Raw genomic sequence first — 22,067 nt, 5'->3', positions numbered from 1 at the left:
GCACGTGTGACACGCGTGTAATTTCACTGGGGTAGTTCTCGAATGGACGGGTTGCGCCGCCCAATTCGGGTACGAACAGCCACGCCTTCCGCGTGGGGGGTAGCGCCGGCGCCGTAACCAGCGCGGGCGCGAAAGAAGGAGGCAGCTGATGGAGGACGACCGTACGGCGGTGATCGATCTTTTGGGCAACGCGCCGGAGTGGCAAGAGCGGGCGCTGTGTTCACAGACGGATCCGGAGGCGTTCTTCCCGGAGAAGGGGGGGTCCACCCGGGAAGCCAAGCGGATCTGCAGCCGGTGCGAGGTCAAGGCGGAGTGCCTGGAGTACGCGCTGGGCCACGACGAGCGGTTCGGGATCTGGGGGGGTCTATCGGAGCGGGAACGGCGGCGGCTCAAGCGGCGGGTGGCGGTCTAGCCGGTGGCGCCGGCGGGGTGGGGGCGGGGTCAGCCGGCCAAGTCATCGGGGTCGATGCCGAGCAGGTTCGCGACCTGTTCGACCAACACGTCGTGGACGAGATCGGCGAGCCCGTCCCGGTCGCCGGAGCGCAGCTCCAGCGGGCGCCGGTAGAGCACGATCCGCGGTGGCACACCCTGCCGGCCGGGGCGACCGGGCACCAGCCGCGCGAGCGGCACCTGCCGGTCCTCCAACACGTCCGACTCGTACCCTTCGAGGTCGCCGGGCACGTCTTCGACTGCGAACTCGACCCCGGCCAGCTCGCTGGCGTGGGAGCGTTCCAGCCGCTCCACCGTGTCGAGCACCAGGTCGTCGAAGATCTCCGCCTTAGTGCGGGCCGCCGGCACCGTCGCCGGCACCAGGCGCCCGCGGAGGCCGCGACCGCGCCGGTCCCGGGCGCTGGGCTGGGGCCGGGGCTGCGTCGGGCGCCGGCTGCCTGGCTGGTCCTCGTGCAACACCGTCACGCGGCCCAGCGTAGCCCCGAGGGGCGACCGACTTCCCGATCATCGGGCTGACTGTGGCGGGCGCGTCGCCGACGACCGAGCCGAGCGAAAGGTGTGATTGGCGAAGATTACCCCGGTCCAGGAAGCCCTGCGCCGGATGGGCGACGAGGCGGGCCGGCGTGTCGCATGGTTAGCCGGTCGCGCCACCGGCGTAGAAGCGGTACCGTTCGGCCGTGAGGTCGGTGAGTTCCGTGAGGTGCCCGAGGTTGGTGAGTCCATGAGGTCAGCGCCGTGAACACACCAACCCTGGGCGGTGACCACAGTGACCCGGGTCCGCTACCGGAGCACCCGGACCCGGTCCCGGGCGCCACGCGTACGCCCGAGGAGCGGCGCTGCACCCGAAACGGTTGCCAACAGCCGGCGCTGGCCACGCTCACCTACATCTACGCCGCCTCCACCGCGGTGGTGGGCCCGCTGGCGGTCAACGCCGAGCCGCACACCTACGACCTGTGTGGGGCTCACGCGCGCAGCCTGACCGCCCCGCGCGGGTGGGAGCTGGTGCGCCACGACGGCGAACTGGTCACCCCGCCGCCCCGGCCGGACGACCTCGCCGCGCTCGCCGAGGCGGTCTGGGGTACCGGCGCCCGGCCGCCCGACCAGCGGCCGGGGGAGCCCCCGCGACCGCGTGATCGACGGGGTCATCTGCGACTGATCCCACCACCGTGACCTGTCCGATCTCCGTCTAGCCGGGGGGTAGGCTCTGACCGTGACCGAGCTGGGTACCGATCTGGGCACCATCGTCAAGGCCTACGACATTCGTGGCGTCGTTCCCGAGCAGCTGGACGAGTCGGTGACCCGCGCGCTGGGCACCGCGTTCGTCCAGTTTCTCCGGGAGGCCGGCGATCAGGCGGGCACCATTGTGCTCGCCTACGACATGCGGGAGTCGTCGCCGGGTCTGGCCGCCGCCTTCGCCGACGGGGCTCGCGCCGCCGGGGCCGGCGTGGTTGACGCCGGGCTGGGCTCCACCGACCTGCTCTACTACGCCTCCGGCAGCCTGGAGCTACCCGGTGCGATGTTCACCGCCAGCCACAACCCGGCCCAGTACAACGGCATCAAGCTGTGTCGGGCCGGGGCCAAGCCGATCGGCCAGGAGAGCGGGCTGGCGCGGATCCGCGCCCTCGCCGAGGAGCTGCTCACCGGCGCGATCTCCGCGCCGACCCCGGCCGGTACCGAGCACGGTATCGCCCGCCGGGACATCCTCACCGAGTACGCCGCCCACCTGCGCTCACTTGTGGATCTTCGGCAGCTGCGCCCGTTGACGGTGGTGGTGGACGCGGGCAACGGGATGGCCGGGCACACGGTCCCGGCGGTGCTGGGGGATGCCGCGTTGGAGCCGCTGCCGCTGACCCTCCGCCCTCTCTACTTCGAACTTGACGGCAGTTTCCCTAACCATGAGGCGAATCCGCTCGACCCGGCGAACCTCGTCGATCTGCAGCGGGCGGTGCGGGAGCACGGCGCCGATCTGGGGCTGGCCTTCGACGGCGACGCCGACCGCTGTTTCGTGGTCGACGAGCGGGGGGAGCCGGTCCCGCCATCGACGATCACCGCGCTGGTGGCGACCCGGGAGTTGGCGAAGCATCCGGGTTCGTCGATCATCCACAACCTGATCACCTCGTCGGCGGTGCCGGAGATCGTCACCGAACACGGCGGGACACCGGTGCGCTCCCGGGTGGGGCACTCGTTCATCAAGGCTGAGATGGCCGCTACCGGTGCGGTCTTCGGTGGCGAGCACTCGGCGCACTACTACTTCCGCGACTTCTGGGGCGCCGACACCGGCATGCTCGCCGCTATGCATGTCCTCGCCGCGCTCGGCGAGCAGCCGCGGCCGCTCTCCGAGTTGGTGGCGCAGTTCCAGCGATATGTTGCCTCGGGCGAGATCAACTCCACCGTGACCGATCAGTCCGCATCGGCCGCCCGGGTCGCCGCCGCCTTCGCCGCGCACGACTCGGACGAGCTCGACGGCCTGACCGTCCGTTTCGACGACGGCGCATGGTTCAATCTGCGCGCCTCCAACACCGAGCCGCTGCTGCGGTTGAACGTGGAGGCGCCGACCGAGCAGCGGATGACCGAGCTGCGCGACGAGGTGCTCGCGCTGGTCCGGCAGAGTTAGGGTGGCGAGCATGGACGCGCAGCTGTTGGAGATCCTGGCCTGTCCCGACGCGCACCACGCACCGTTGCGGCATGACCCGGCGGGGCAGTCGCTCACCTGCACCGAGTGCGGTCGGATCTTCCCGATCCGGGACGGTATTCCGGTGCTCCTGCTCGACGAGGCGGAGACCCCAGGTGAGGCCGGAGCGGACCAGTCGTGATCGACGGCACTGAGGGGCTGCGGGGAAACCGGCAGGCCGACGAAGCGTTACTCGACGACCCGGCGGCGCTGGCCGCGAACGATCGGGGCGGCATGCTCCGGGCCACCGCCGCCGCCGGCCCGCAGATCCGGGAGGCGATGCAGCTGGTCGCCGAGGTCGATCTGACCGAGCTCGGCGTGGACGGCCGCCCGCGGGCGGTGGTGGTGGCCGGCGTCGGTACGGCCGCGCGGACCGGCGACATCCTGGCGACCGTCGCCGGGCCGCACTGCCCGGTGCCGGTGGTGCCGCATCGGATCGCCGGGGTGCCCGGCTGGGTGGGCGCCGCCGATGTGGTTATCGCCGTCTCCGCGAGCGGCCGCAGCCCGGAGGCGCTCGCCGCCGCTGAGGCGGCCGCCCGCCGGGGGGCCAGGCTGGTCGCCGTCGGTGCGCCGGAAAGCCCGTTGCAGTCCGTCGCCGAGACCGCCCGGGCGCCTTTCGTGGCGGTCCCGCGGCGGGCGCCGGCCCGGGCCAGCCTGTGGGGGTTGACCGTGCCGGTGCTGTTGGCCGGCCGGGCGATCGGCCTGGTCAGAGTCACCGAGGCCGACCTGGTGGAGACCGCGACCCGGCTCGACACGGAGGCCGAGGCGTGTCGCGAGTCCGCGGATTCGTTCGTCAACCCGGCCAAGGAGCTGGCGCTCAATCTCGCCGGCTCGGTCCCGGTGCTGTGGGGATCGGCGCCGCTGGCGACCGTGGCCGCCGGCAGGTTCGCCGACATGCTCTCCAGCAACGCCCGCTACCCGGCGGTCACCGGTGGGTTGGGCGAGGTCGGTCGGGGGCGGGTGGGCCTGCTGGACGGGGTGTTCGGCGGGCTGGCTGAGCAGGACCGGGACATCTTCGCCGACCCGCAGCCGGTGAGCGACCTGACCAGACTGCACCTGGTGGTGCTGCGGGACGGTGGCCTCGGTGACGAGGACGACGCCGCCGGCGAGCCCTATGCGGTGGCCGAGCAGCGCGCCGAGACGGTGATCGCGATGGCCCACCGGCGCGGCGTCCGATGCACTGTGCTCACTGCGGAGGGCGGCTGTGCGCTGGAGCGACTCGCCTCGCTGACCGCGGTGCCCGACTTCGCCTCGATCTACCTGTCGCTCGCGCACGGGCTCGACCCGATGGCGGTGCCGGCGGTGAGTGAGTTGAAGACCGCGCTTCGTCCATGACTCGCCGGGCCGGGGAGGCGGAGTGAGGGAGGACAATGCGACGGCTGGAGAACCCGATCCGGGATTATGCGTGGGGTTCGCGGACGGCGATCGCGCAGATCCAGGGGCGGCCGGTGCCGAGCGCCGGGCCGGAGGCGGAGCTGTGGATCGGTGCCCATCCGGCCGGCCCGTCCCGGTTGGTCGCCGATGATTCGGCGGCCGGTCGACCGCTGACCGCGGCGATCGAGGCGGCCCCGGAGCGGGTGCTCACCGGGCCGGTGGTGGCCCGGTTCGGGGCCCGCCTGCCGTACCTGCTGAAGCTGCTCGCTGCGGCGGCTCCGCTCTCGCTGCAGGCGCACCCGGATGAGGCGCAGGCCGCTGCCGGGTACGCCGCCGAAGAGGCGGCCGGGGTGCCACGGGACGCTCGGCACCGTCGCTACGTCGATCCGTACCACAAGCCGGAGCTGTTGGTGGCGGTGAGCGATTTTCGGGCGTTGTGCGGGTTCCGGGAGCCGGCGATCTCAGCTGAGCTGTTGGCGGAGTTGGCGGTGCCGGAGTTGGCCCCGGTGGCAATGGCGTTGCGGGCCAGCGACCTGGCCAGCGCGGTCGCGGCGGTGCTGGCGGCGCCCGAGCCGGCGAAGTTGGTGGCCGCAGTGGCGGCGGCCGGGTCGGCTCGGTGGCCGCTGGTGGCGGAGCTCACGCGGGCTTACCCGGGGGATCTCGGGGTGGTGGTGGCGTTGCTGCTCAACGAGGTGACGCTGGCTCCGGGAGAGGCGATCTTCATGCCGGCCGGCAACCTGCACGCCTACCTAGCCGGCACCGGGGTGGAGATCATGGCCGCGAGCGACAACGTGCTCCGGGGGGGATTGACCACCAAATACGTGGACGTGCCGGAGTTGCTCCGGGTGCTCCGGTTCGAGCCGCTGCCGGATCCGGTGTTGACCCCGGTGCCGGTGGCGGCCGGGGTGGTGACCTGGCCGGTGCCGGTGGCCGAGTTCGCGCTGCACCGGGTTCGGCTGTCGGCGGGGGTGGGGCAGGCGGAGCTGACGTTGCCCGGGCCGCGGAGCGTGCTGTGTCTCGCCGGTGAGGTCCGGGTGGCCGATGGCGAGGCGCCGGTGACGCTGCGGGCGGGTGAGGTGGCCTTCGGATCGGCCGAGCTGGCGGCGGCCGGAGGGCTGCTGCAGCTCGCTGGCGAGGGGGAGGTCTTCGTCGCGTCGGTCGGGGATGCCTCGGTGGGGTAGGTCGGCGGGGGCGCTGGATTCCCTAGTGATTACTTCTCGTATTCTTGCCGCGACGGCTGGTGTTGCCGCCGTTGTAGGCCGGAAAATCGGACTCACGCCCCGCCCGTTACATTCCGTATCGACACCGCTGCGACCTGCGATTTTCTTGGCCTGACTTCCGGGGAAATCCCTTGACATCGCGGCGTCGCGGTGTAGCTTTGTAGTCACGCAGCGTTACTCGACGAACGTCAGAGCTACGCGCGGGGGAACCAAACCGGGGGGAGTACGGGGCGGATGGCCGGGAGGTCACCCGCCCCGTACGTATCTGTGCTCCTGGTAAGAATGCCCACCTTGCGTGCTATATGCCACGGCGCGTGCCATCGCCGTTGCGGTAGGTGAGGGCTTGATCCCGGAGCGTGCTTCGTTATGGTGGATACGTCTGCAAGCGATCTGATTGGAGATCATCATTATGAGCAGCGCCCCACCGCGCACCCTTCAGGAGCACGACTATAAGGTCGCCGACCTCTCGCTCGCCGGGTTCGGGCGCAAGGAGATCCAGCTCGCCGAGCACGAGATGCCTGGCCTGATGGCGGTCCGGGCTGAGTACGCCAAGCAGCAGCCGCTGCGCGGTGCCCGGATCACCGGGTCGCTGCACATGACCGTGCAGACCGCGGTCCTGATCGAGACCCTGGTCGCGCTCGGCGCCGAGGTGCGCTGGGCGTCCTGCAACATCTTCTCCACCCAGGACCACGCCGCCGCCGCAGTGGTGGTGGGTCCGCACGGCACCCCGGAGGCGCCCTCCGGTGTGCCGGTCTACGCCTGGAAGGGCGAGACGCTCGAGGAGTACTGGTGGTGCACTGAGCAGGTGCTCGCCTGGCCGGGTGGGTCGGGGCCGAACATGATCCTCGACGATGGTGGCGACGCCACCCTGCTCGTGCACAAGGGCGCGGAGTTCGAGAAGGCCGGGGCCGTGCCGCCGGTGGAGACCGCCGACTCCGAGGAGTTCGCGGTCGTACTCAAGCTCCTGCACCGCTCGCTCGCCGAGGACAACCAGCGGTGGACGACGATCGCCGCGGGGATCAAGGGGGTCTCGGAGGAGACCACCACCGGTGTGCACCGGCTGTACGAGATGCACCGGGAGGGCAAGCTGCTCTTCCCGGCGATCAACGTCAACGATGCGGTGACCAAGTCGAAGTTCGACAACAAGTACGGCTGCCGGCACTCACTGGTGGACGGGATCAACCGCGCCACCGATGTGCTGATCGGCGGCAAGGTCGCGGTCATCTGCGGCTACGGCGACGTCGGCAAGGGCTCGGCGGACTCGCTGCGGGGCCAGGGCGCCCGGGTGATCGTCACCGAGGTCGACCCGATCTGTGCGTTGCAGGCGGCGATGGACGGTTACCAGGTCACCACCCTGGAAGACGTGGTGGCGACCGCCGACATCTTCATCACCACGACCGGTTGCAAGGACGTCATCACCGCTGAGCACATGGCGGCGATGAAGCACCAGGCGATCGTGGGCAACATCGGTCACTTCGACAATGAGATCGATATGGCCGGCCTGGAGAAGACCGACGGCATTCGACGGGTCAACATCAAGCCGCAGGTGGACGAATTTGCCTTCCCGGATGGCCACTCCATCATCGTTCTTTCGGAGGGGCGGCTCCTCAATCTGGGTAACGCCACCGGTCATCCAAGTTTCGTTATGTCCAACTCCTTCACTAACCAGGTGATCGCGCAGATTGAACTCTTCAGCAAGACCGACGAGTACCCGATCGGCGTACACGTGATCCCGAAGCACCTTGACGAGAAGGTTGCCCGGCTGCACCTGGATGCGTTGGGGGTCAAGCTGACCCAGCTCAGCAAGGAGCAGGCCGACTACCTCGGGGTGCCGGTGGAGGGCCCCTACAAGTCGGATCACTACCGCTACTGATCCATCCCGATATTGAGCTCCACCGCGCTGGTGGCCGCGTTCGTCGCGGCCACCAGCGCCGTCTTGTGCCGCAATTTTTCGCATTTGACCTGCGGTTCTTCGGCGAGCCCCGAGATCCGGCCCGGGCTATGACGCTTAGGGGCCGGTTAGGTAACGGGTGTGTCACGAATCTCGGTCGGCCCTTCCCAGATCGGTCCGCAGGCGGTTGGCTTGTCGCCAAGCCGGGCTGGAGCCGTCATGATCGGCTGCTCATGGCCGGCAGCACAACTGGAGGAGACGAGATGCGGATACGTAGGAGACTGGCCGGCACTGTCGCGGCCGGTGCGGCGATGGCGCTGGTGCTGAGCGCCTGCGCCACTGATGGTGACGACGAGGGCAGCGGCCCCTCGCGCGGCTTCGAAGACTGTCTGGACGACCCGGACAACTGCAACGCCGGTGACCGCGAAGAGGGCGGGACCATGACCTGGACCCTCGACCAGGCGCCGGACGGGTTCTTCCCGTGGTCGCCGGAGGGTGGCTCGGTCTACACCCTGCAGGCCATCAACGGCATCCTGCCGTACGTCGGGCAGTTCCTGCCCAGCGGCGACTGGAAGCCCAACATGGACCTGCTCGCGACCGAGCCGGAGTTGGTGAGCAGCGACCCGGTGACCGTTACCTTCGACATCCGGGACGAGGCGGTCTGGGACGACGGGACGCCGATCACCGCGGATGACTTCCAGCTAACCTGGATGATGAGCGCCAGCGAGGACGAGGGGCACTGCGAGGGCTGCCGTCCGCGCTCCACCGCCTCCGCTGACTCGCTGGAGAGCGTCGAGGGTTCGAACGACGGCAAGACCGTCACCATCACCTACAAGGATGGTGTGGCCGCGCCAGAGTGGTTCGCCACCATGTTCAGCGCGCACGGCATCCTGGGTGGGGTCGCGCCCCGGCACTACGGTGAGCAGAACGGGTTCGACCTGGACGACCCGGAGGGTCGCGGCGAGTACTTCGAGTTCCTCAACGACAACGCTCCCGAGTTCTCCGGTGGCCCGTACCTGATCGAGTCGTTCGACATCGACAACCAGGTCGTGAAGGTCCCGAACCCGGAGTGGTACGGCGAGGAAGCTCCGACCCTGGAGCGGTTGGTCGTCCGGTTCCTGACCGATGAGGACACCTGGATCCCGGCGCTGCAGAACGACGAGCTGCACGGTGCGTCGCCGGCCGGTTACGCGGAGGATGTCATTCGGCAGGTGCAGGACCTGGACGGCGTGCGGGTGCACATCGGCGCCGGCCCGTCCTGGGAGCACCTCGACATGAACATGGACAACCAGTGGCTGGGTGAGCACCCTGAGCTGCGGGAAGCGATCTTCGTGGCGGTCGACGCCTCGGACATCGCCGAGCGCAACTTCGGCTCGCTCTTCCCCGACTACCAGCTGCGCACCAACCACGTCCACAGCGAAACCAGCGAATGGCACGTCGACCACCTTGAGGGCACCAATCAGGGCACCGGCGACATCGAGCTGGCGCGGGAGATCCTGGAAGCCGCCGGCTTCGAGGGCATGGACGAGGGCCCGGGCGGGTTGACCTACGACGGCGAGACCGTGGGGCCGTTCCGGCTGCGCTCCACCTCGGCGCCGGCACGGGCCACCGCCCAGCAGCTGATCCAGGGCTACCTGGCGGAGATCGGCATCGAGGCCAACATCGAGCCGACCGACGACCTCGGTGGCACCCTGGTCGCCCAGGACTTCGACATCATGCAGTTCGGGTGGAGCGGCAGCCCGCTCTTCACCGGGGCCGGGAGCCAGTACTGGCTGACCGGCAGCGGGTCCAACTTCGGCAACTACAGCAACGACGAGGTGGACGCGCTGGTCGAGCAGGAGCTGCAGGCCGAGAGCCTGGAGGAGTCGGCGCAGCTGCACGACCAGATGATGGAGATCGTGATGGCGGACGCGTACGTGCTGCCGCTCTACGACTCCCCCGTCTACATCTTCGTTACCGAGGAGTACGTTAACGTCCGGGATAACGCGAACTCCAGCCTGCGGGGCCTCTACGAGCACCACATGTGGGGTCTGGCGGTTGAGTAGGAACCTATGATTCGGTAGGAGATCTCGGGTCCCGGACGTCGCAACGTCCGGGACCCGAGATCAACCAGGTGGCGGCGACCCCGTCCAGCGAAGGACCAAACTCTATGCTCGTCTATTCAATACGGCGGCTGCTGGCAGCTATCCCCGTGCTGCTCGCGGCCTCGATGTTCGTTTTCCTGCTCGTCGACATCTCCGGTGACCCGGTGGCGGAGCTGATCTTCCAGGCCGAGGCGACGGGTGAACCGCTCTCGGAGGAGGCGCAGCAGGAGATCGCCGCCCGGCTCTATCATGACCGTTCGATGCCGGAGCGCTACTGGTTGTGGTTGACTGGCTGGCCAGGCTCGGCACATAACGGCGACATCGGCCTGATCAGGGGCGAGTTTGGTCCAAGCACCCGGGGCACCGCCTTCGACATTGGCTCCGACATCGCCAGCCGGCTGGCGACGACGCTGCGGCTGGTCGGGCTCGCCACCCTCCTCGGCATCGTGCTCGGCATCATCACCGGCGTGATCAGCGCGGTCCGGCAGTACTCGAAGACCGACCACATCATCACCTTCATCGGCTTCCTGTCGCTGTCGATGCCGGTCTTCTGGTTCGGCGTGCTGATCAAGGAGGTCGGGGTCAGCATCAACAACGCGATCGGGTTCCGGATCTTCTACACCATCGGTTCGCAGTCGCCGGTGCGTGAGGGCTACAGCGCCTGGGACAACTTCACTGACATCGCGGGTCACCTGATCTTGCCCACCATTACGCTGGCGCTCGTCGGGTACGCGGTCTTCAGCCGCTTCCAACGGGCCTCCATGCTCGAGGTGCTCGGCAGCGACTACGTCCGGCTGGCCCGGGCCAAAGGGCTGCGCAACGGCACGGTGATGCGCAGGCACGCGCTGCGAACCGCCCTGATCCCGGTGTTGACGCTGGTGACCATCGGGATCGCCGGCTCCATCGACGGTGCGGTGCTCACCGAGACCGTCTTCCAGTGGCAGGGCCTGGGCCGGTACTTCGTCGACGCCCTCGGCCGTACCGACACCTTCGCGGTGATGGGCTTCCTGATGCTCAGCGGCACCCTGGTGGTGGTCGCCAACCTCATCGCTGACCTGCTCTACGCCGTGCTCGACCCGAGGATTCGCTATGACTAACATCCAGCGCCCCGATGCGGAGATCCCGCCATCCGGGGCGGCCCCGGTCTCCGACGCCGAGGCGATCACCACCAAGGAGCGCAGCCAGCTACAGCTGGTAATGCTGCGGTTCATGCGCCATCGGCTAGCGGTGGGCAGCGTGGTGCTGCTGCTGTTGATCATCGCGTTCGCGTTCCTCGGCCCGGTGCTGTGGGAGTACGACCACCGGATCCACCGCGATGTGCCGAGCAGCCAGCCACCGAGCCTGGCCCACCCGTTCGGCACCACCAGCCCCGGCCAGGACATGATGGGCCTGGTCATGCGGGGCACCCAGCAGTCGCTGAAGGTGGCCGGGCTGGTCGGGCTCATCGTCGCGGTGACCGCGGCGCTCTGGGGCGCGATCGCCGGTCTGCTCGGCGGCTGGGTCGACTCGCTGATGATGCGGGCCGCCGACGTCATCCTGGTGATCCCGCCGCTGGCGTTGGTCGCCGCGGTCGCCGGCAACGTGCGCGGCGGCACCACCTGGCTGCCGATCGCGCTGATCATCGGATTCTTCGGCTGGCCGCTCTACGCCCGGGTGATCCGCGGCGTGGTGCTGTCGCTGCGAGAACAGGAGTTCATCGAGGCCGCTCGGGCGATGGGCGCCTCGGACGCCCGGATCGTGCTGCGACATCTGTTGCCGAACGTCACCGGACCCCTGATCGTCACGGCTACCGTGGTGATGGCGATCGCGATCCTGGCCGAGGCGGGCCTGTCCTTCCTCGGGCTCGGGATCCAGCCCCCCGACACCTCGTTGGGGCAGCAGGTCTTCAACGCGCTGACCGCGATGCGGACCCGGCCCTGGCTCTTCTACCCGCCGGGCATCATGGTCCTGTTGATCTGTCTGACGATCAACTTCATCGGTGACGGTTTGCGGGACGCTCTTGACCCACGACAGACGATGGTGCGGCGATGACGACGAGTGACTACCCACACCAGCCCACGCCAGTGACGGCGGCCGACGCTGCCGGCGACCCAGACGTGGTGCTGGAGGTCGACAACCTGACGGTCGGCTTTCCCACCGAGGACGGCGTGGTCAAGGCCGTGCGGGGCGTCTCCTACCAGGTACGCAAAGGGGAGGCGCTGGGGATCGTCGGCGAGTCCGGATCGGGCAAGTCGGTCTCCTCGCTGGCGGTGATGGGGTTGCTGCCCCGCAACGCCCGGGTCACCGGGTCCGCCAGGGTGCTGGGCCAGGAGATGCTGGGGCTCAAAGACGAAGAGATCAGCAAGGTCCGGGGCGACAAGATCGCGATGATCTTTCAGGACCCGCTGACCTCGCTGAACCCGGTCTACACGGTCGGCTACCAGATCGCCGAGGCGGTGCTGGCGCACAACGACATCGCCAAGGAGCAGGCGCTCAAACGGGCGGTTGAGCTGCTTGAGGTGGTCGGCATCCCGAATCCGGAGCAGCGGGTGCACGCGTACCCGCATGAGCTCTCCGGCGGCATGCGGCAACGGATCGTCATCGCGATCGCGATGGCGAACAACCCCGACGTGATCATTGCCGACGAGCCCACCACCGCGCTCGACGTCACCGTGCAGGCGCAGGTGCTGGGGGCGCTGGAGACGGCGCGCCGGGAGACCGGGGCCGCGCTCGTGCTGATCACCCACGACCTCGGCGTCATCGCTGGTCAGGTTGAACGGGTCAACGTCATGTACGCTGGCAAGCTGGTCGAGACCGGCACCGTCGACGACATCTTCTATGCGCCACGGATGCCTTACGCCCTCGGGCTGTTGGGCAGCCTGCCGCGGATGGACGAAGCTCGCGGGGCGCGGCTCACCCCGATCCTGGGCACCCCGCCGTCGCTGGTGAATCTGCCGCCCGGCTGCCCGTTCGCCCCCCGCTGTCCGATGGCCGAGCAGGTCTGTCGCGAGCAGGAGCCAGAGCTGCTGCAGGTGGGCACCGGCGGCGGGCACGCCGCCGCCTGTCACTTCAGCGATCGACTGGAGGGGGCCGAGGCGAGCGACCTGTTCAAGCCGACCACGGTAGATGCCGAGGTTCTGGCGGAGTTGGAGGAGCAGTGACGACGATGTCAGCGACGGAGACCCCGGACCGGCAGCAGTCAACCGAACCGGTGCTGCGGGCGCAGAACCTCGTCAAGCACTTCCCGGTTCGTTCGAAGGGCCTGATCAAGCGTCAGGTCGGCGACGTCCACGCGGTCTGCGATGTCTCGCTCGACCTGCACGCGCACGAGACGTTGGGCCTGGTCGGCGAGTCTGGCTGTGGCAAGTCCACCACCGCCCGGCTGTTACTGAATCTGATCCCGGTGACCTCGGGCAGCGTCCACTATCAGGACCGGAACCTCACCAAGCTCTCCCGGGCGCAGATGCGGCCGGTCCGGCGGGATCTGCAGATCGTGTTCCAGGACCCGTTCGCCTCGCTGGATCCGCGGATGACGGTCTTCGAGATCATCGCCGAACCGCTGCGGATCCACGGCCTGTTCTCGGACGGCGGCCGGCAGAAGGTCCGCGACCTGTTGCAGGTCGTGGGCTTGAACCCGGAGCACGGCAACCGGTACCCGCACGAGTTCTCCGGTGGTCAGCGGCAGCGGATCGGGGTGGCCCGGGCGCTGGCGCTACGCCCGAAGGTGATGGTGCTCGACGAGCCAGTCTCGGCGTTGGACGTGTCGATCCAGGCCGGGGTCATCAACCTGCTGGAGGAGCTGCAGGAAGAGCTGGGCCTGTCGTATCTCTTCGTCTCGCACGACCTGTCGGTGGTCCGCCACATCGCCGACCGGGTCGCCGTGATGTACCTGGGGCGGATCGTCGAGACCGCGACGGTCGAGCAGCTCTTCACCGCTGCGGCGCACCCCTACACGCAGGCCCTGATCTCGGCGATCCCGTTGCCGGACCCGCGCAAGGAGCGGGAGCGGGAACGGATCGTGCTGGTCGGCGATGTGCCCAATCCGATCACGCCACCCTCGGGTTGCCGGTTCCGTACCCGGTGCGCGAAGTTCGCCCACGAGCTGGACGAGGCGTCGCAGCAGCGGTGTATCGATGAGGTCCCGGCCCTGATCGACCGGGGGCAGGGCCACGAGTCGGCGTGCCACTACGCAGAGGCCCGCGAACTCGTCTGAGCCCCACCGCCCACACCCTCCGCGTTCCCTTCGCGTCCTCGCGCCCCTGCGCGCCCCTGCGCCCCTGCGCGCCTTGGTTGGCCGGGGAGGGATCTTGCGTGCGGTTATGTCGGACATTCCCGTGCGCTAGATCCCTCCCCAGCCAACCAAGAGATACATGCCCGCTGGCACGCGCACCCGTAGGCGGATGAAAGGGGGCACTAAGGGGCCTGCAGAGTCCAGTCGGCGCCAGCGGTCGTGCCCGCGGGCTAGTTGACGAGCAGCTGGTGGGCGGCGAGCTCGCGGTAGAGCGCGTTGCCGTCGGCCAGCTGCTCATGCGTCCCGACCGCGGCGACCTCGCCCCGGTCGAGCACGATGATCTGGTCCGCGTCGACGACGGTCGAGAGCCGGTGGGCCACGATCAAGAGTGTGCGCTGCTGCGCCACCGCGTCGATCGCCTGCCGCAGGGCGTGCTCATTGCGCGAATCGAGGTTGCTGGTCGGCTCGTCCAGCAACAGGATCGGCGGGCCGGCCAGCAGCATCCGAGCGATCGCCAGGCGTTGCCGCTCGCCCCCGGAGAGCAGCACCCCACCCTCGCCGACCTGGGCGTCGAGCCCGTCGGGCGAGCGGTCGGCGAGGTCGGCCAGGTTGACCGTGGCGAGCACCTCGCGCAGCTGCGCCTCGTCGGCGTCCGGCGCGGTCAGCAGCAGGTTGTCGCGGAGCGTCCCGGCGAGCACCGGCGCCTCCTGCTCGACGTACCCCAGTTGGGAGCGCAACTGTTGCCGCGGCTGGTCCCGCACATCGAGGCCGGCGACCGCGATGCTGCCCTCGGTGGCGTCGTAGAACCGCTCCACCAGCGCCAGGATGGTGGACTTGCCCGCACCCGACGGGCCCACCAGCGCGGTCCGGCTGCCGTACGGGACGGTGAAGCTGACCTGCCGGAGCACCGGTTTCGTCTCGGCTTCGCCCGGGTAGGCGAAGCTGACCTGGTCGAAGGCGATCGCCGGCGCGCCCTCGGCCGGCTCGGTGAGGGCAGAGGGCGGGTCGCCAGCGTCCTCGGCGGGGAGCGCCAGCATCTCCTCGATCCGCTGCAGCGCCCCCAGCCCGGCCTGCAGCTGGGCATACGCGTTCATCGCCTGGGCGATCGGCATCATCAGCAGGAACAGGAACATCACGAAGGCGACCAGGTCGCCGACGCTTATCGCCCCGGTCGCCACTCGGGCGCCGCCGATGCCGAGGACCGCCAGGAAGGCCGCCTGGATGACCGTGGTCACCGCCGGCCCGATCATCGCCTGCAACTTCGCCATCCGGACCCCGGCGACATAGGCCGCCTCGGCGCTGGCCTGGACCAACGCGGCCTCCCGCGGTTCGGCGCGGGCAGCCCGGATGGTCCGCGAGGCGCTGATCGCGCGTTCCACCGTGGCGGTCATCTCGCCGATCCGGGCCTGTGCCTGCTCGGAGACTCCCCGGACCCGCCGCGAGATCATGATGCCGCCGATGAGACCGACCATGGAGGCGACGGTGACCGCGAACATCAACGGGTCGAGGAAGACCATCGCGATCGCGGCGCCGGCGACGATGACGACGCCCGAGGCGAGCTCCAGCAGGCCGGAGGTGACGACCGTCCGCAGTAGGGTGGTGTCGGCGCCGACCCGGGAGAGCAGATCCCCGGTACGGCGCTGGTCGTACTCGATGATCGGCAACCGCAGCAGATGGCCGGTGAGCTTGCGGCGAGTGGAGAGCACCAGACCTTCGGCGGCGCGTTGGAGCAGGAAGTTGCGCAGACCGTAGACGACCGCCACCGCCACCAGGATCACCACCAGCAGCGTGACCAGGGCGGCGATCGGCTCCCCGGCGCCGATCTCGTCCAGCACCAGCCGGATCAGCAGCGGCTGCGCCAGCGTGCCGGCGGCCGTGAGCAGCGACAGCAACGCCACGGTGACCAAGGAGGCGCGGTGCTCGCGCAGGTAGGGCACCAGCGAGGCCAGGCCCACCCGGCGGGGTGGCGCGGCGGCGGATTGTGGCATCGGTGGCTGCGCCTCCTCGCGGCGGCCCCGGCCGGCCGCCGGGGCGGGTGGATCGACCGGTGCGCGTACCGGTCGCGAGGGAACGGTACCTCGTGGTGTCCGGGTGGGCTACGCGAGCACCGCCCGACGCGGTCCACGAGTATCGCGAGTGGCCCGGGCGTGCAATATTGGTCGCGTGAGAACCCGGGTGCTGGTAGTCGACGATGACCCCGCGCTGGCCGAGATGCTCGGCATCGTGCTGCGTAACGAAGGATTCCAACCGTTGTTCGTCGCCGACGGCGAACAGGCGCTGGCGATGTTCCGTGACCAGCGGCCGGACATCGTGTTGTTGGATCTGATGCTGCCTGGGATGAGCGGGATCGACGTCTGCCGGGCGATCCGCGGCGAGTCCGGGGTGCCGGTGGTGATGTTGACCGCCAAGACCGACACCGTCGATGTGGTGCTCGGACTGGAGTCGGGCGCCGACGATTATGTCGTCAAGCCGTTCAAGCCGAAAGAGCTGGTGGCCCGGATCCGGGCTCGGCTGCGGCGGGGCGGGGAGACCCAGCCGGAGCGGCTGGTGATCGGGCCGCCGCACAATCAGATCACTATCGATGTGCCGGCGCATACGGTGAGCCGCAACGGGGCCGAGGTGAAGCTGACGCCGCTGGAGTTCGACCTGTTGATCGCCTTGGCGCGGAAGCCACGGCAGGTCTTTACCCGGGAGGTGCTGCTGGAGCAGGTCTGGGGCTACCGGCACTCCGCGGACACCCGGTTGGTCAACGTTCACGTGCAGCGGCTCCGAGCCAAGATCGAGCCGGATCCGGAGCGGCCGGAGATCATCCTGACCGTCCGGGGCGTCGGTTACAAAGCCGGCGTCGGGTAGCCGGCCCGGAAACACGGCCGGCGTTCGGCGCTGAAAGTCGTCACTAGCAGGCGGGATACACTGGCGGCACTGTGAGCGACCCCGAGGAGGCGAGCGCCTCGGCCGACGATCACCCGCGCGCTGCGAAGGGCCCGCGGGTGGTTGTTTACGCCCGGGCGTGGGGGCGTGGCCTGCGGGGCCGGCTGATAAGCGCGACGGCGATGGGTCACCGGGCCTGGCGCCGGTCGTTGCAGCTGCGGATGGTGACCATTACGCTGCTCACCTCAAGTCTGCTGGTGGGCGCCTTCGGCTATCTGGTGGTCGAGCTGACCACTCGCAGTCTGGTCGCCGCGGTCGACCGGGACGCGGAAGATCAGGTGACCCGGGGGGCGGAGAACGCCCGCACCAGCCTGCGGGCGCTCGGCCCGAGTAACAACCCGCTGCTAGGTAGCGATATCCGCCGGCAGGTGGTCGACCCGCTGGCTACCAGCCCGGAGCGGGGCCAGGAGGTGATGGTGGCGCTGGTGACCCCGCGCGAGGTGGTCGGGGTGGTGGCCGCCCCGGAGCCAGATGTGGAGGTCACCGCGGTCCTTCCGGACGAGCTGCGGGATTCGGTCGGGCAGCGGGGCGTCAGCCGGCAGATCATCACTGCCCAGCTCTATGACGAGCAGCCGCCGGTGACCTACCTGGTGTACGGCTCGCCGGTGCCGACCGAGTGGCCGGGGCAGGAGGCGTCGCTCTACTACTTTTTCCCGCTCACCTCGGTCGCTGATGCCGCCAACAACATCCGTACCGTCGTGCTCGCCACCGGTGCGACGCTGGTGTTGTTGTTGGCGGTGGTGACGGGGCTGGTGACCCGGCTGGTGGTGCACCCGGTCCGGGTGGCGGCCCGGACCGCCCAGCGGCTCGCCGCTGGGCTGCTCGATCAGCGGATGGCGGTCCGGGGCGAGGATGATCTGGCGTTGCTCGCCGCGTCGTTCAACCAGATGGCCGGTAATTTGCAGCGGCAGATCGTGCGGTTGGAGGAGATGTCCCGGCTGCAGCGCCGGTTCACGTCGGATGTCTCGCATGAGCTACGCACGCCGTTGACCACGGTGCGGATGGCGGCGGATCTGATCTTCAACGAGCGGGAGTCGTACCCGCCGGAGGTGGCGCGCAGCGCCGAGTTGTTGCAGCACGAGCTCGATCGGTTCGAGTCGTTGTTGAGCGATCTGCTGGAGATCAGTCGGTTCGACGCCGGGTTCGCCGCGCTGGAGAGCGAGCCGGTGGATCTGGTGCCGGTGGTGCGGCAGACCGTGGAGCGGCTCGCCGCGATCACCCGCCGGTCCGGCTCGGAGGTGCGGCTGCGGGTGCCGCAGCAGCCGGTGATCGCGGAGGTGGATCAACGGCGGGTGGACCGGGTGCTGCGCAATCTGGTGGAGAACGCGGTCGAGCATGGTGAGGGTCGGCCGGTGGAGGTGCGGCTCGACGCGGACTCCGACGCCGCCGCGATCACCGTCCGCGATCGTGGTGTCGGGATGCGCACCGAAGAGTGTGAGTTGGTCTTCAACCGGTTCTGGCGGGCCGATCCGTCCCGGGCGCGGCAGAGCGGCGGCACCGGGTTGGGCTTGTCGATCAGCCTGGAGGACGCCCGGTTGCACGGTGGCTGGTTGCAGGCGTGGGGCGCCCCCGGTGCTGGGGCACAGTTCCGGTTGACCCTGCCGCTGCGGGCTGGTGATGAGCTCACTGGCTCACCGCTGCCGTTGGTGCCGAGCGAGCATGCGGTTGCGGTGCCTTCGCCGGCGAGCGGGGCGGGCGACCGTGCCGGCGGCGGGCAGCGTGACGCACCCGCGGGGGCGAGCCGGTGACCCGCCGAGCTCGGCTGGCCGCGGGCTTGGTCGGTCTGGTCGGGGCGTTGGTGATGCTGGTCACCGGTTGCGGCGTGCCGACCAGCACCGACGTGCAGTATGTCCGGCCCGGTCCGGCGGCCGGCTCCACCTCGCCGGGGGATGGCAATCCGCCGCCGCACGCGGACGAGGCCGACACCCCCCGCGACCAGGTCGACAACTTCTTGCAGGCAGCGGCGGGCAGCGCGGCCACCGCCCCGGACCGGGTGCGCGAATACATCCGCGCCGAGGAGCGGGACGGCTGGCGGCCGGAGGAGGGCATCCGGGTGATCCGGTTGCTGCAGGAGCCGTTCATCACCGATGAGGTCGGCGGTGGCTGGTTGGTGGAGTTGTCGGCGCAGCTGGTCGGCGAGTTGGACCCGCAGGGCTTCCTGGATCCGCCGACCGTCACCGAGCCGGTGACCTACCAGTTCCGGGTGACCACTGAGGGTTCGGTGGAGGGCGAGGCTGGCGGCCAGGGGTTGCGGTTGCGAGTGACTGACCCCCCGCCGTACCTGTTGCTTCAGGACACCGCGTTGGCCAACGAGGACTACTACTACCCCAACCCGATCTACTTCTGGGACACCGACGGTGATCAGCTGGTACCGGATCTGCGGTGGTTGCCGCTGGCCGGGGAGCCGGCCGAGCAGCATCCGTGGACGGTGGTGCAGTGGCTGTTGACCGGGCCGGCGCCCGGCTTGACCAGGTTGGAGAGTCTGCCCGCCGGCACCAATCACATCGGTACGCCCTATTGGGAGGACGACCGGCTGGTGGTGAATTTCAACGCCGCCGCGGTCGACGGGCAGGAGGTCGATGACCTGGCGACCCAGCTGGCACGGAGTCTGTTGCAGCTGCGCGGGGGCGACCCGGAGCTGGAGCTGCGGATCGAGGACCGGGTTCAGCACGCCCGGGTGCGCGCTCAGGTGCCGCCGGCCGACCCGACGCGGTTCGTGCTGCTCGACGGGGCGGTCCGGGCCTACAGTAGCGACCGGGCGCGGCAGCCGGCGGTCCTCACCGACGAGGTCAATTTCGGGGTTCAGGCAGCTGCCCTGACCGCTGGCGGTGATCTCGCGGCGCTGGTCCGCGGCGCCGGTGAGGGGCAGCAACGGGTCACAGTCTTGGAGTCCAGCGGCGACGACGCGCCCCGCGAGACCGACACCGGCCTGGTCGCCGGGGAGTTCGGACAGCCGGTGTGGGTCGGCGCCGGCGACGCCGCCACCGGCCTGGTCGCCGCCGACGGTGAGCTGCATCGCTTCACTGTGACCGGCGAGTCGACGGTGGTCGCGATCTCGGGGCTGGCTGGGCCGATCACCGCGGTAGCGCTGGCGCCAGAGCAGCGCCGACTGGCGCTGGTCGCCGGTGACCAGCTGTACGTCGCGCAGCTGCGGGTCGACGCCGAGTCGGTGACGGTGCAGGCGGCGCGGAGGTTGCCGACGACCGTGACCCAGCTCGCCGGGGTCGCCTTCACCCACGAGAATCAACTGGTGGTGGCGGGGGAGACCGACGGCCGGGTGGGGCTGCACCGGTTGAGCGCCGATGGGGCGGTCGAGGAGCCGTTGCACGATCTGAGCAACGCCACCGTCACCGCGCTGGTGGCGCATCCGGCGGCCGACGCTACCGCGGTGCCGAGGTTGATGTATGAGGCGAACGGGCAGGCGTACACCTTCGCCGGGGTGCCGAGCCTGATCCGGCCGGTCGATCTGCTGGATGCGCCGGATGAGCCGGACTCTCCGCCCCGGGCCCCGTTCTTCCTGGGGTGACGGTGGCGCCCCGGGGAGTCGCCGGGCCGCGGGTGGGCATGTTCGCCGCCGCGGTGGAGCTGTTGCTGCCGGGCGGTTGTGCGGGGTGCGGGCAGGCCCGGTCGGGGCTGCGGTACGGGGTCTGCGCGGAGTGCGTCGCGATGGTGGCTGGGGCGGTCCCCGGCCCCACCCGGCCGGAGCCGGCGCCGAGCGGGTTCCCGCCGTGCTGGGCGCTCGCTGACTACGACGGGGTGCTCGGCGAGCTGCTCGTGGCGTACAAGGATCGGGGGCGGCACCGGCTGGCGCGGCCGTTGGGCCGGCTGCTCGCCGCTGTGGTCGCGGCGGCGGCCTCGGCCTGGGAGTCGGCTTCGGCGGCGGTCTCAGCCTCGGCTCCGGCGGCGGGCGGGGTGGTGCTGGTGCCGATCCCGGATACGCCGGCTGCGGCGCGGGCCCGGCACGGCGACCACCTGTATCGGCTGGCCCGTGTGGCGGGGCGGGAATTACGCCGGGCCGGGGTGCCGGCGGTGGTGGCAAGGCCGCTGCGGGCGCTGCCCCGGCCCGATTCGGCGGGCCTGGACCATCGGCAGCGGGCCGCGACGGCGCAGGCCACGCTGCGGCTGCGGCGCTGGTCGGCGGCGGGGCTCCAGCGCCACCTGACTCGTACCCGGGCGGCGGTGGTGCTGCTCGATGATGTGGTCACCACCGGCGCCACCTTGGCTGCCGCGACCGCCAGGCTGGCGGCGGCGGATACCCCGGTGTCGGTGGCGGCGGTGCTCGCCGCCACCCAGCGGCGCTATCCGCTGCCGGGTGGGGTGTCCTCGAATGGACGACGTGGTTGGTGAACCCGGCAGGGGTTCGACTATTCTGTTGTGACTTCGTACGGCTCGTACCACTGAGGGCATGATGCGCAGACAGTCCCATCGGCCGCTGGGGGTGACGCGGCGCGCTTCAAGCGCTAGCGTCAGACTTCTAGGAACGCTTGGCCGCTGCCTCCGCAGTGCCTGCGGAGTAACGAGGAGCATGGGGAGGTAAGGCGTGGATATCGTCGTCAAAGGCCGCAACGTCGAGGTGCCGGAGCACTACCGCGAGCATGTCGCGGAGAAGATCGACAAGGTGGCCCGGCTCGATCGCAAAATCATCAGCATCGATGTTGAGCTGCTGCACGAGAAGAACCCCCGGCAGCAGGGCCACTGCCAGCGAGTCGAGATCACCTGCCGGTCACGTGGCCCGGTGGTGCGGGCTGAGGCCGCGGCGCGGGATTTCTACTCCGCGCTCGACGAAGCCGTCAACAAGCTCTATACCCGGCTCCGGCGGGCAGCTGACCGACGCCGGGTTCACCGGGGGCCGGGGCGTACCCCGACCTCGGTGGCCGAAGCGACCGCCAATCTCCCCACCGACCTGACGAAGGCGTTCGAGCCGGCGCCGTCGGTCGAGGTCGCCGGTCTCTCGGAGTCGGCCGCCTCCGCGGTCGAGGCCGCAGTCGCCGCGGCGGAGGCCGATGACCAGCCGTGGCACATCGTCCGGGAGAAGGAGCACTCCGCCGTCCCGATGACGATCGACGACGCCCTGTTCCAGATGGAGCTGCTGGGGCACGACTTCTATCTGTTCCTGGATAAGGAGTCCGGCCGGGCCAGCGTGGTCTACCGCCGGCATGCTTATGACTATGGCGTGATGAGTCTCGCTGAACCGACGGAGTAACTCACCGCGACCGGGGTGCGGACGGGCGGAGGT

At 69.7% G+C, this 22,067-nt stretch carries 19 protein-coding genes; 17 read left to right on the top strand and 2 right to left on the bottom strand.

Annotated elements, in window-relative coordinates:
• Window positions 1-148: 148 nt before the first annotated feature.
• Window positions 149-412, top strand: coding sequence for a WhiB family transcriptional regulator (locus tag JQS43_RS20590; RefSeq protein WP_239676019.1), 264 nt, complete (start codon window positions 149-151; stop codon window positions 410-412).
• A 29-nt stretch (window positions 413-441) separates the two neighbouring features.
• Here the strand turns inward: JQS43_RS20590 and JQS43_RS20585 are convergent, their stop codons facing one another.
• On the bottom strand, window positions 442-906 hold the full coding sequence (locus JQS43_RS20585) for a metallopeptidase family protein (protein WP_420847716.1): 465 nt from the start codon (window positions 904-906) through the stop codon (window positions 442-444).
• Between the two features lie 411 nt (window positions 907-1,317).
• On the opposite strand from JQS43_RS20585, the gene JQS43_RS20580 reads away from it, so the two are divergent.
• The 11 genes from JQS43_RS20580 (at window position 1,318) to JQS43_RS20530 (ending at window position 13,882) form a co-directional block, all read left to right on the top strand.
• Window positions 1,318-1,620 carry a DUF3499 domain-containing protein gene (locus tag JQS43_RS20580; RefSeq protein WP_239679515.1) on the top strand — a complete coding sequence of 101 codons (303 nt, stop codon included), beginning with the start codon at window positions 1,318-1,320 and terminating at the stop codon, window positions 1,618-1,620.
• Between the two features lie 40 nt (window positions 1,621-1,660).
• Window positions 1,661-3,064 (top strand): phosphomannomutase/phosphoglucomutase, encoded by a 1,404-nt coding sequence (locus JQS43_RS20575; protein WP_239676018.1) that lies wholly within the window; start codon window positions 1,661-1,663, stop codon window positions 3,062-3,064.
• A gap of 10 nt (window positions 3,065-3,074) precedes the next feature.
• Window positions 3,075-3,263 (top strand): Trm112 family protein, encoded by a 189-nt coding sequence (locus JQS43_RS20570; protein ID WP_239676017.1) that lies wholly within the window; start codon window positions 3,075-3,077, stop codon window positions 3,261-3,263.
• Complete coding sequence (locus tag JQS43_RS20565) at window positions 3,260-4,456, top strand: SIS domain-containing protein (protein WP_239676016.1); 1,197 nt, start codon at window positions 3,260-3,262, stop codon at window positions 4,454-4,456. The genes JQS43_RS20570 and JQS43_RS20565 overlap by 4 nt, the downstream gene beginning before the upstream one ends.
• Before the next feature lie 35 nt (window positions 4,457-4,491).
• Window positions 4,492-5,676, top strand: coding sequence for a mannose-6-phosphate isomerase, class I (gene manA / locus JQS43_RS20560; RefSeq protein ID WP_239676015.1), 1,185 nt, complete (start codon window positions 4,492-4,494; stop codon window positions 5,674-5,676).
• A 448-nt stretch (window positions 5,677-6,124) separates the two neighbouring features.
• On the top strand, window positions 6,125-7,588 hold the full coding sequence (gene ahcY, locus JQS43_RS20555; protein WP_239676014.1) for an adenosylhomocysteinase: 1,464 nt from the start codon (window positions 6,125-6,127) through the stop codon (window positions 7,586-7,588).
• Window positions 7,589-7,869: 281 nt separating this feature from the next.
• Window positions 7,870-9,651 carry an ABC transporter family substrate-binding protein gene (locus tag JQS43_RS20550; protein ID WP_239676013.1) on the top strand — a complete coding sequence of 594 codons (1,782 nt, stop codon included), beginning with the start codon at window positions 7,870-7,872 and terminating at the stop codon, window positions 9,649-9,651.
• Window positions 9,652-9,755: 104 nt separating this feature from the next.
• Window positions 9,756-10,787, top strand: coding sequence for an ABC transporter permease (locus tag JQS43_RS20545; RefSeq protein ID WP_239676012.1), 1,032 nt, complete (start codon window positions 9,756-9,758; stop codon window positions 10,785-10,787).
• The gene (locus JQS43_RS20540) at window positions 10,780-11,721 is read left to right on the top strand and encodes an ABC transporter permease (protein ID WP_239676011.1); all 942 of its coding nucleotides are present in this window, start codon (window positions 10,780-10,782) and stop codon (window positions 11,719-11,721) included. Before JQS43_RS20545 ends, JQS43_RS20540 begins: the two co-directional genes overlap by 8 nt.
• The gene (locus JQS43_RS20535) at window positions 11,718-12,830 is read left to right on the top strand and encodes an ABC transporter ATP-binding protein (protein ID WP_239676010.1); all 1,113 of its coding nucleotides are present in this window, start codon (window positions 11,718-11,720) and stop codon (window positions 12,828-12,830) included. Before JQS43_RS20540 ends, JQS43_RS20535 begins: the two co-directional genes overlap by 4 nt.
• Window positions 12,831-12,835: 5 nt before the next feature.
• The gene (locus tag JQS43_RS20530) at window positions 12,836-13,882 is read left to right on the top strand and encodes an ABC transporter ATP-binding protein (protein ID WP_239676009.1); all 1,047 of its coding nucleotides are present in this window, start codon (window positions 12,836-12,838) and stop codon (window positions 13,880-13,882) included.
• A 248-nt stretch (window positions 13,883-14,130) separates the two neighbouring features.
• Here the strand turns inward: JQS43_RS20530 and JQS43_RS20525 are convergent, their stop codons facing one another.
• The gene (locus JQS43_RS20525; RefSeq protein ID WP_239676008.1) at window positions 14,131-15,888 is read right to left on the bottom strand and encodes an ABC transporter ATP-binding protein; all 1,758 of its coding nucleotides are present in this window, start codon (window positions 15,886-15,888) and stop codon (window positions 14,131-14,133) included.
• 175 nt (window positions 15,889-16,063) lie between these two features.
• Here JQS43_RS20525 and mtrA point away from each other — a divergent pair, with 175 nt between their 5' ends.
• The 5 genes from mtrA (at window position 16,064) to hpf (ending at window position 22,034) form a co-directional block, all read left to right on the top strand.
• Complete coding sequence (gene mtrA, locus JQS43_RS20520) at window positions 16,064-16,753, top strand: MtrAB system response regulator MtrA (RefSeq protein ID WP_239676007.1); 690 nt, start codon at window positions 16,064-16,066, stop codon at window positions 16,751-16,753.
• 200 nt (window positions 16,754-16,953) lie between these two features.
• Window positions 16,954-18,579, top strand: a complete 1,626-nt coding sequence (gene mtrB, locus JQS43_RS20515; RefSeq protein WP_239679514.1) for an MtrAB system histidine kinase MtrB — start codon at window positions 16,954-16,956, stop codon at window positions 18,577-18,579.
• Window positions 18,576-20,357 carry an LpqB family beta-propeller domain-containing protein gene (locus JQS43_RS20510; RefSeq protein ID WP_239676006.1) on the top strand — a complete coding sequence of 594 codons (1,782 nt, stop codon included), beginning with the start codon at window positions 18,576-18,578 and terminating at the stop codon, window positions 20,355-20,357. Before mtrB ends, JQS43_RS20510 begins: the two co-directional genes overlap by 4 nt.
• Window positions 20,358-20,395: 38 nt before the next feature.
• Window positions 20,396-21,178: a ComF family protein gene (locus JQS43_RS20505; RefSeq protein WP_420847715.1), complete on the top strand. Its 783-nt coding sequence runs from the start codon at window positions 20,396-20,398 to the stop codon at window positions 21,176-21,178.
• A 193-nt stretch (window positions 21,179-21,371) separates the two neighbouring features.
• Window positions 21,372-22,034: a ribosome hibernation-promoting factor, HPF/YfiA family gene (gene hpf, locus JQS43_RS20500; RefSeq protein WP_239676005.1), complete on the top strand. Its 663-nt coding sequence runs from the start codon at window positions 21,372-21,374 to the stop codon at window positions 22,032-22,034.
• The last annotated feature ends 33 nt before the right edge of the window (window positions 22,035-22,067 follow it).

The sequence above is a fragment of the Natronosporangium hydrolyticum genome (assembly GCF_016925615.1).
Taxonomy (GTDB): Bacteria; Actinomycetota; Actinomycetes; order Mycobacteriales; family Micromonosporaceae; genus Natronosporangium; species Natronosporangium hydrolyticum.
This window is presented reverse-complemented; position numbering and strand designations above follow the sequence as displayed.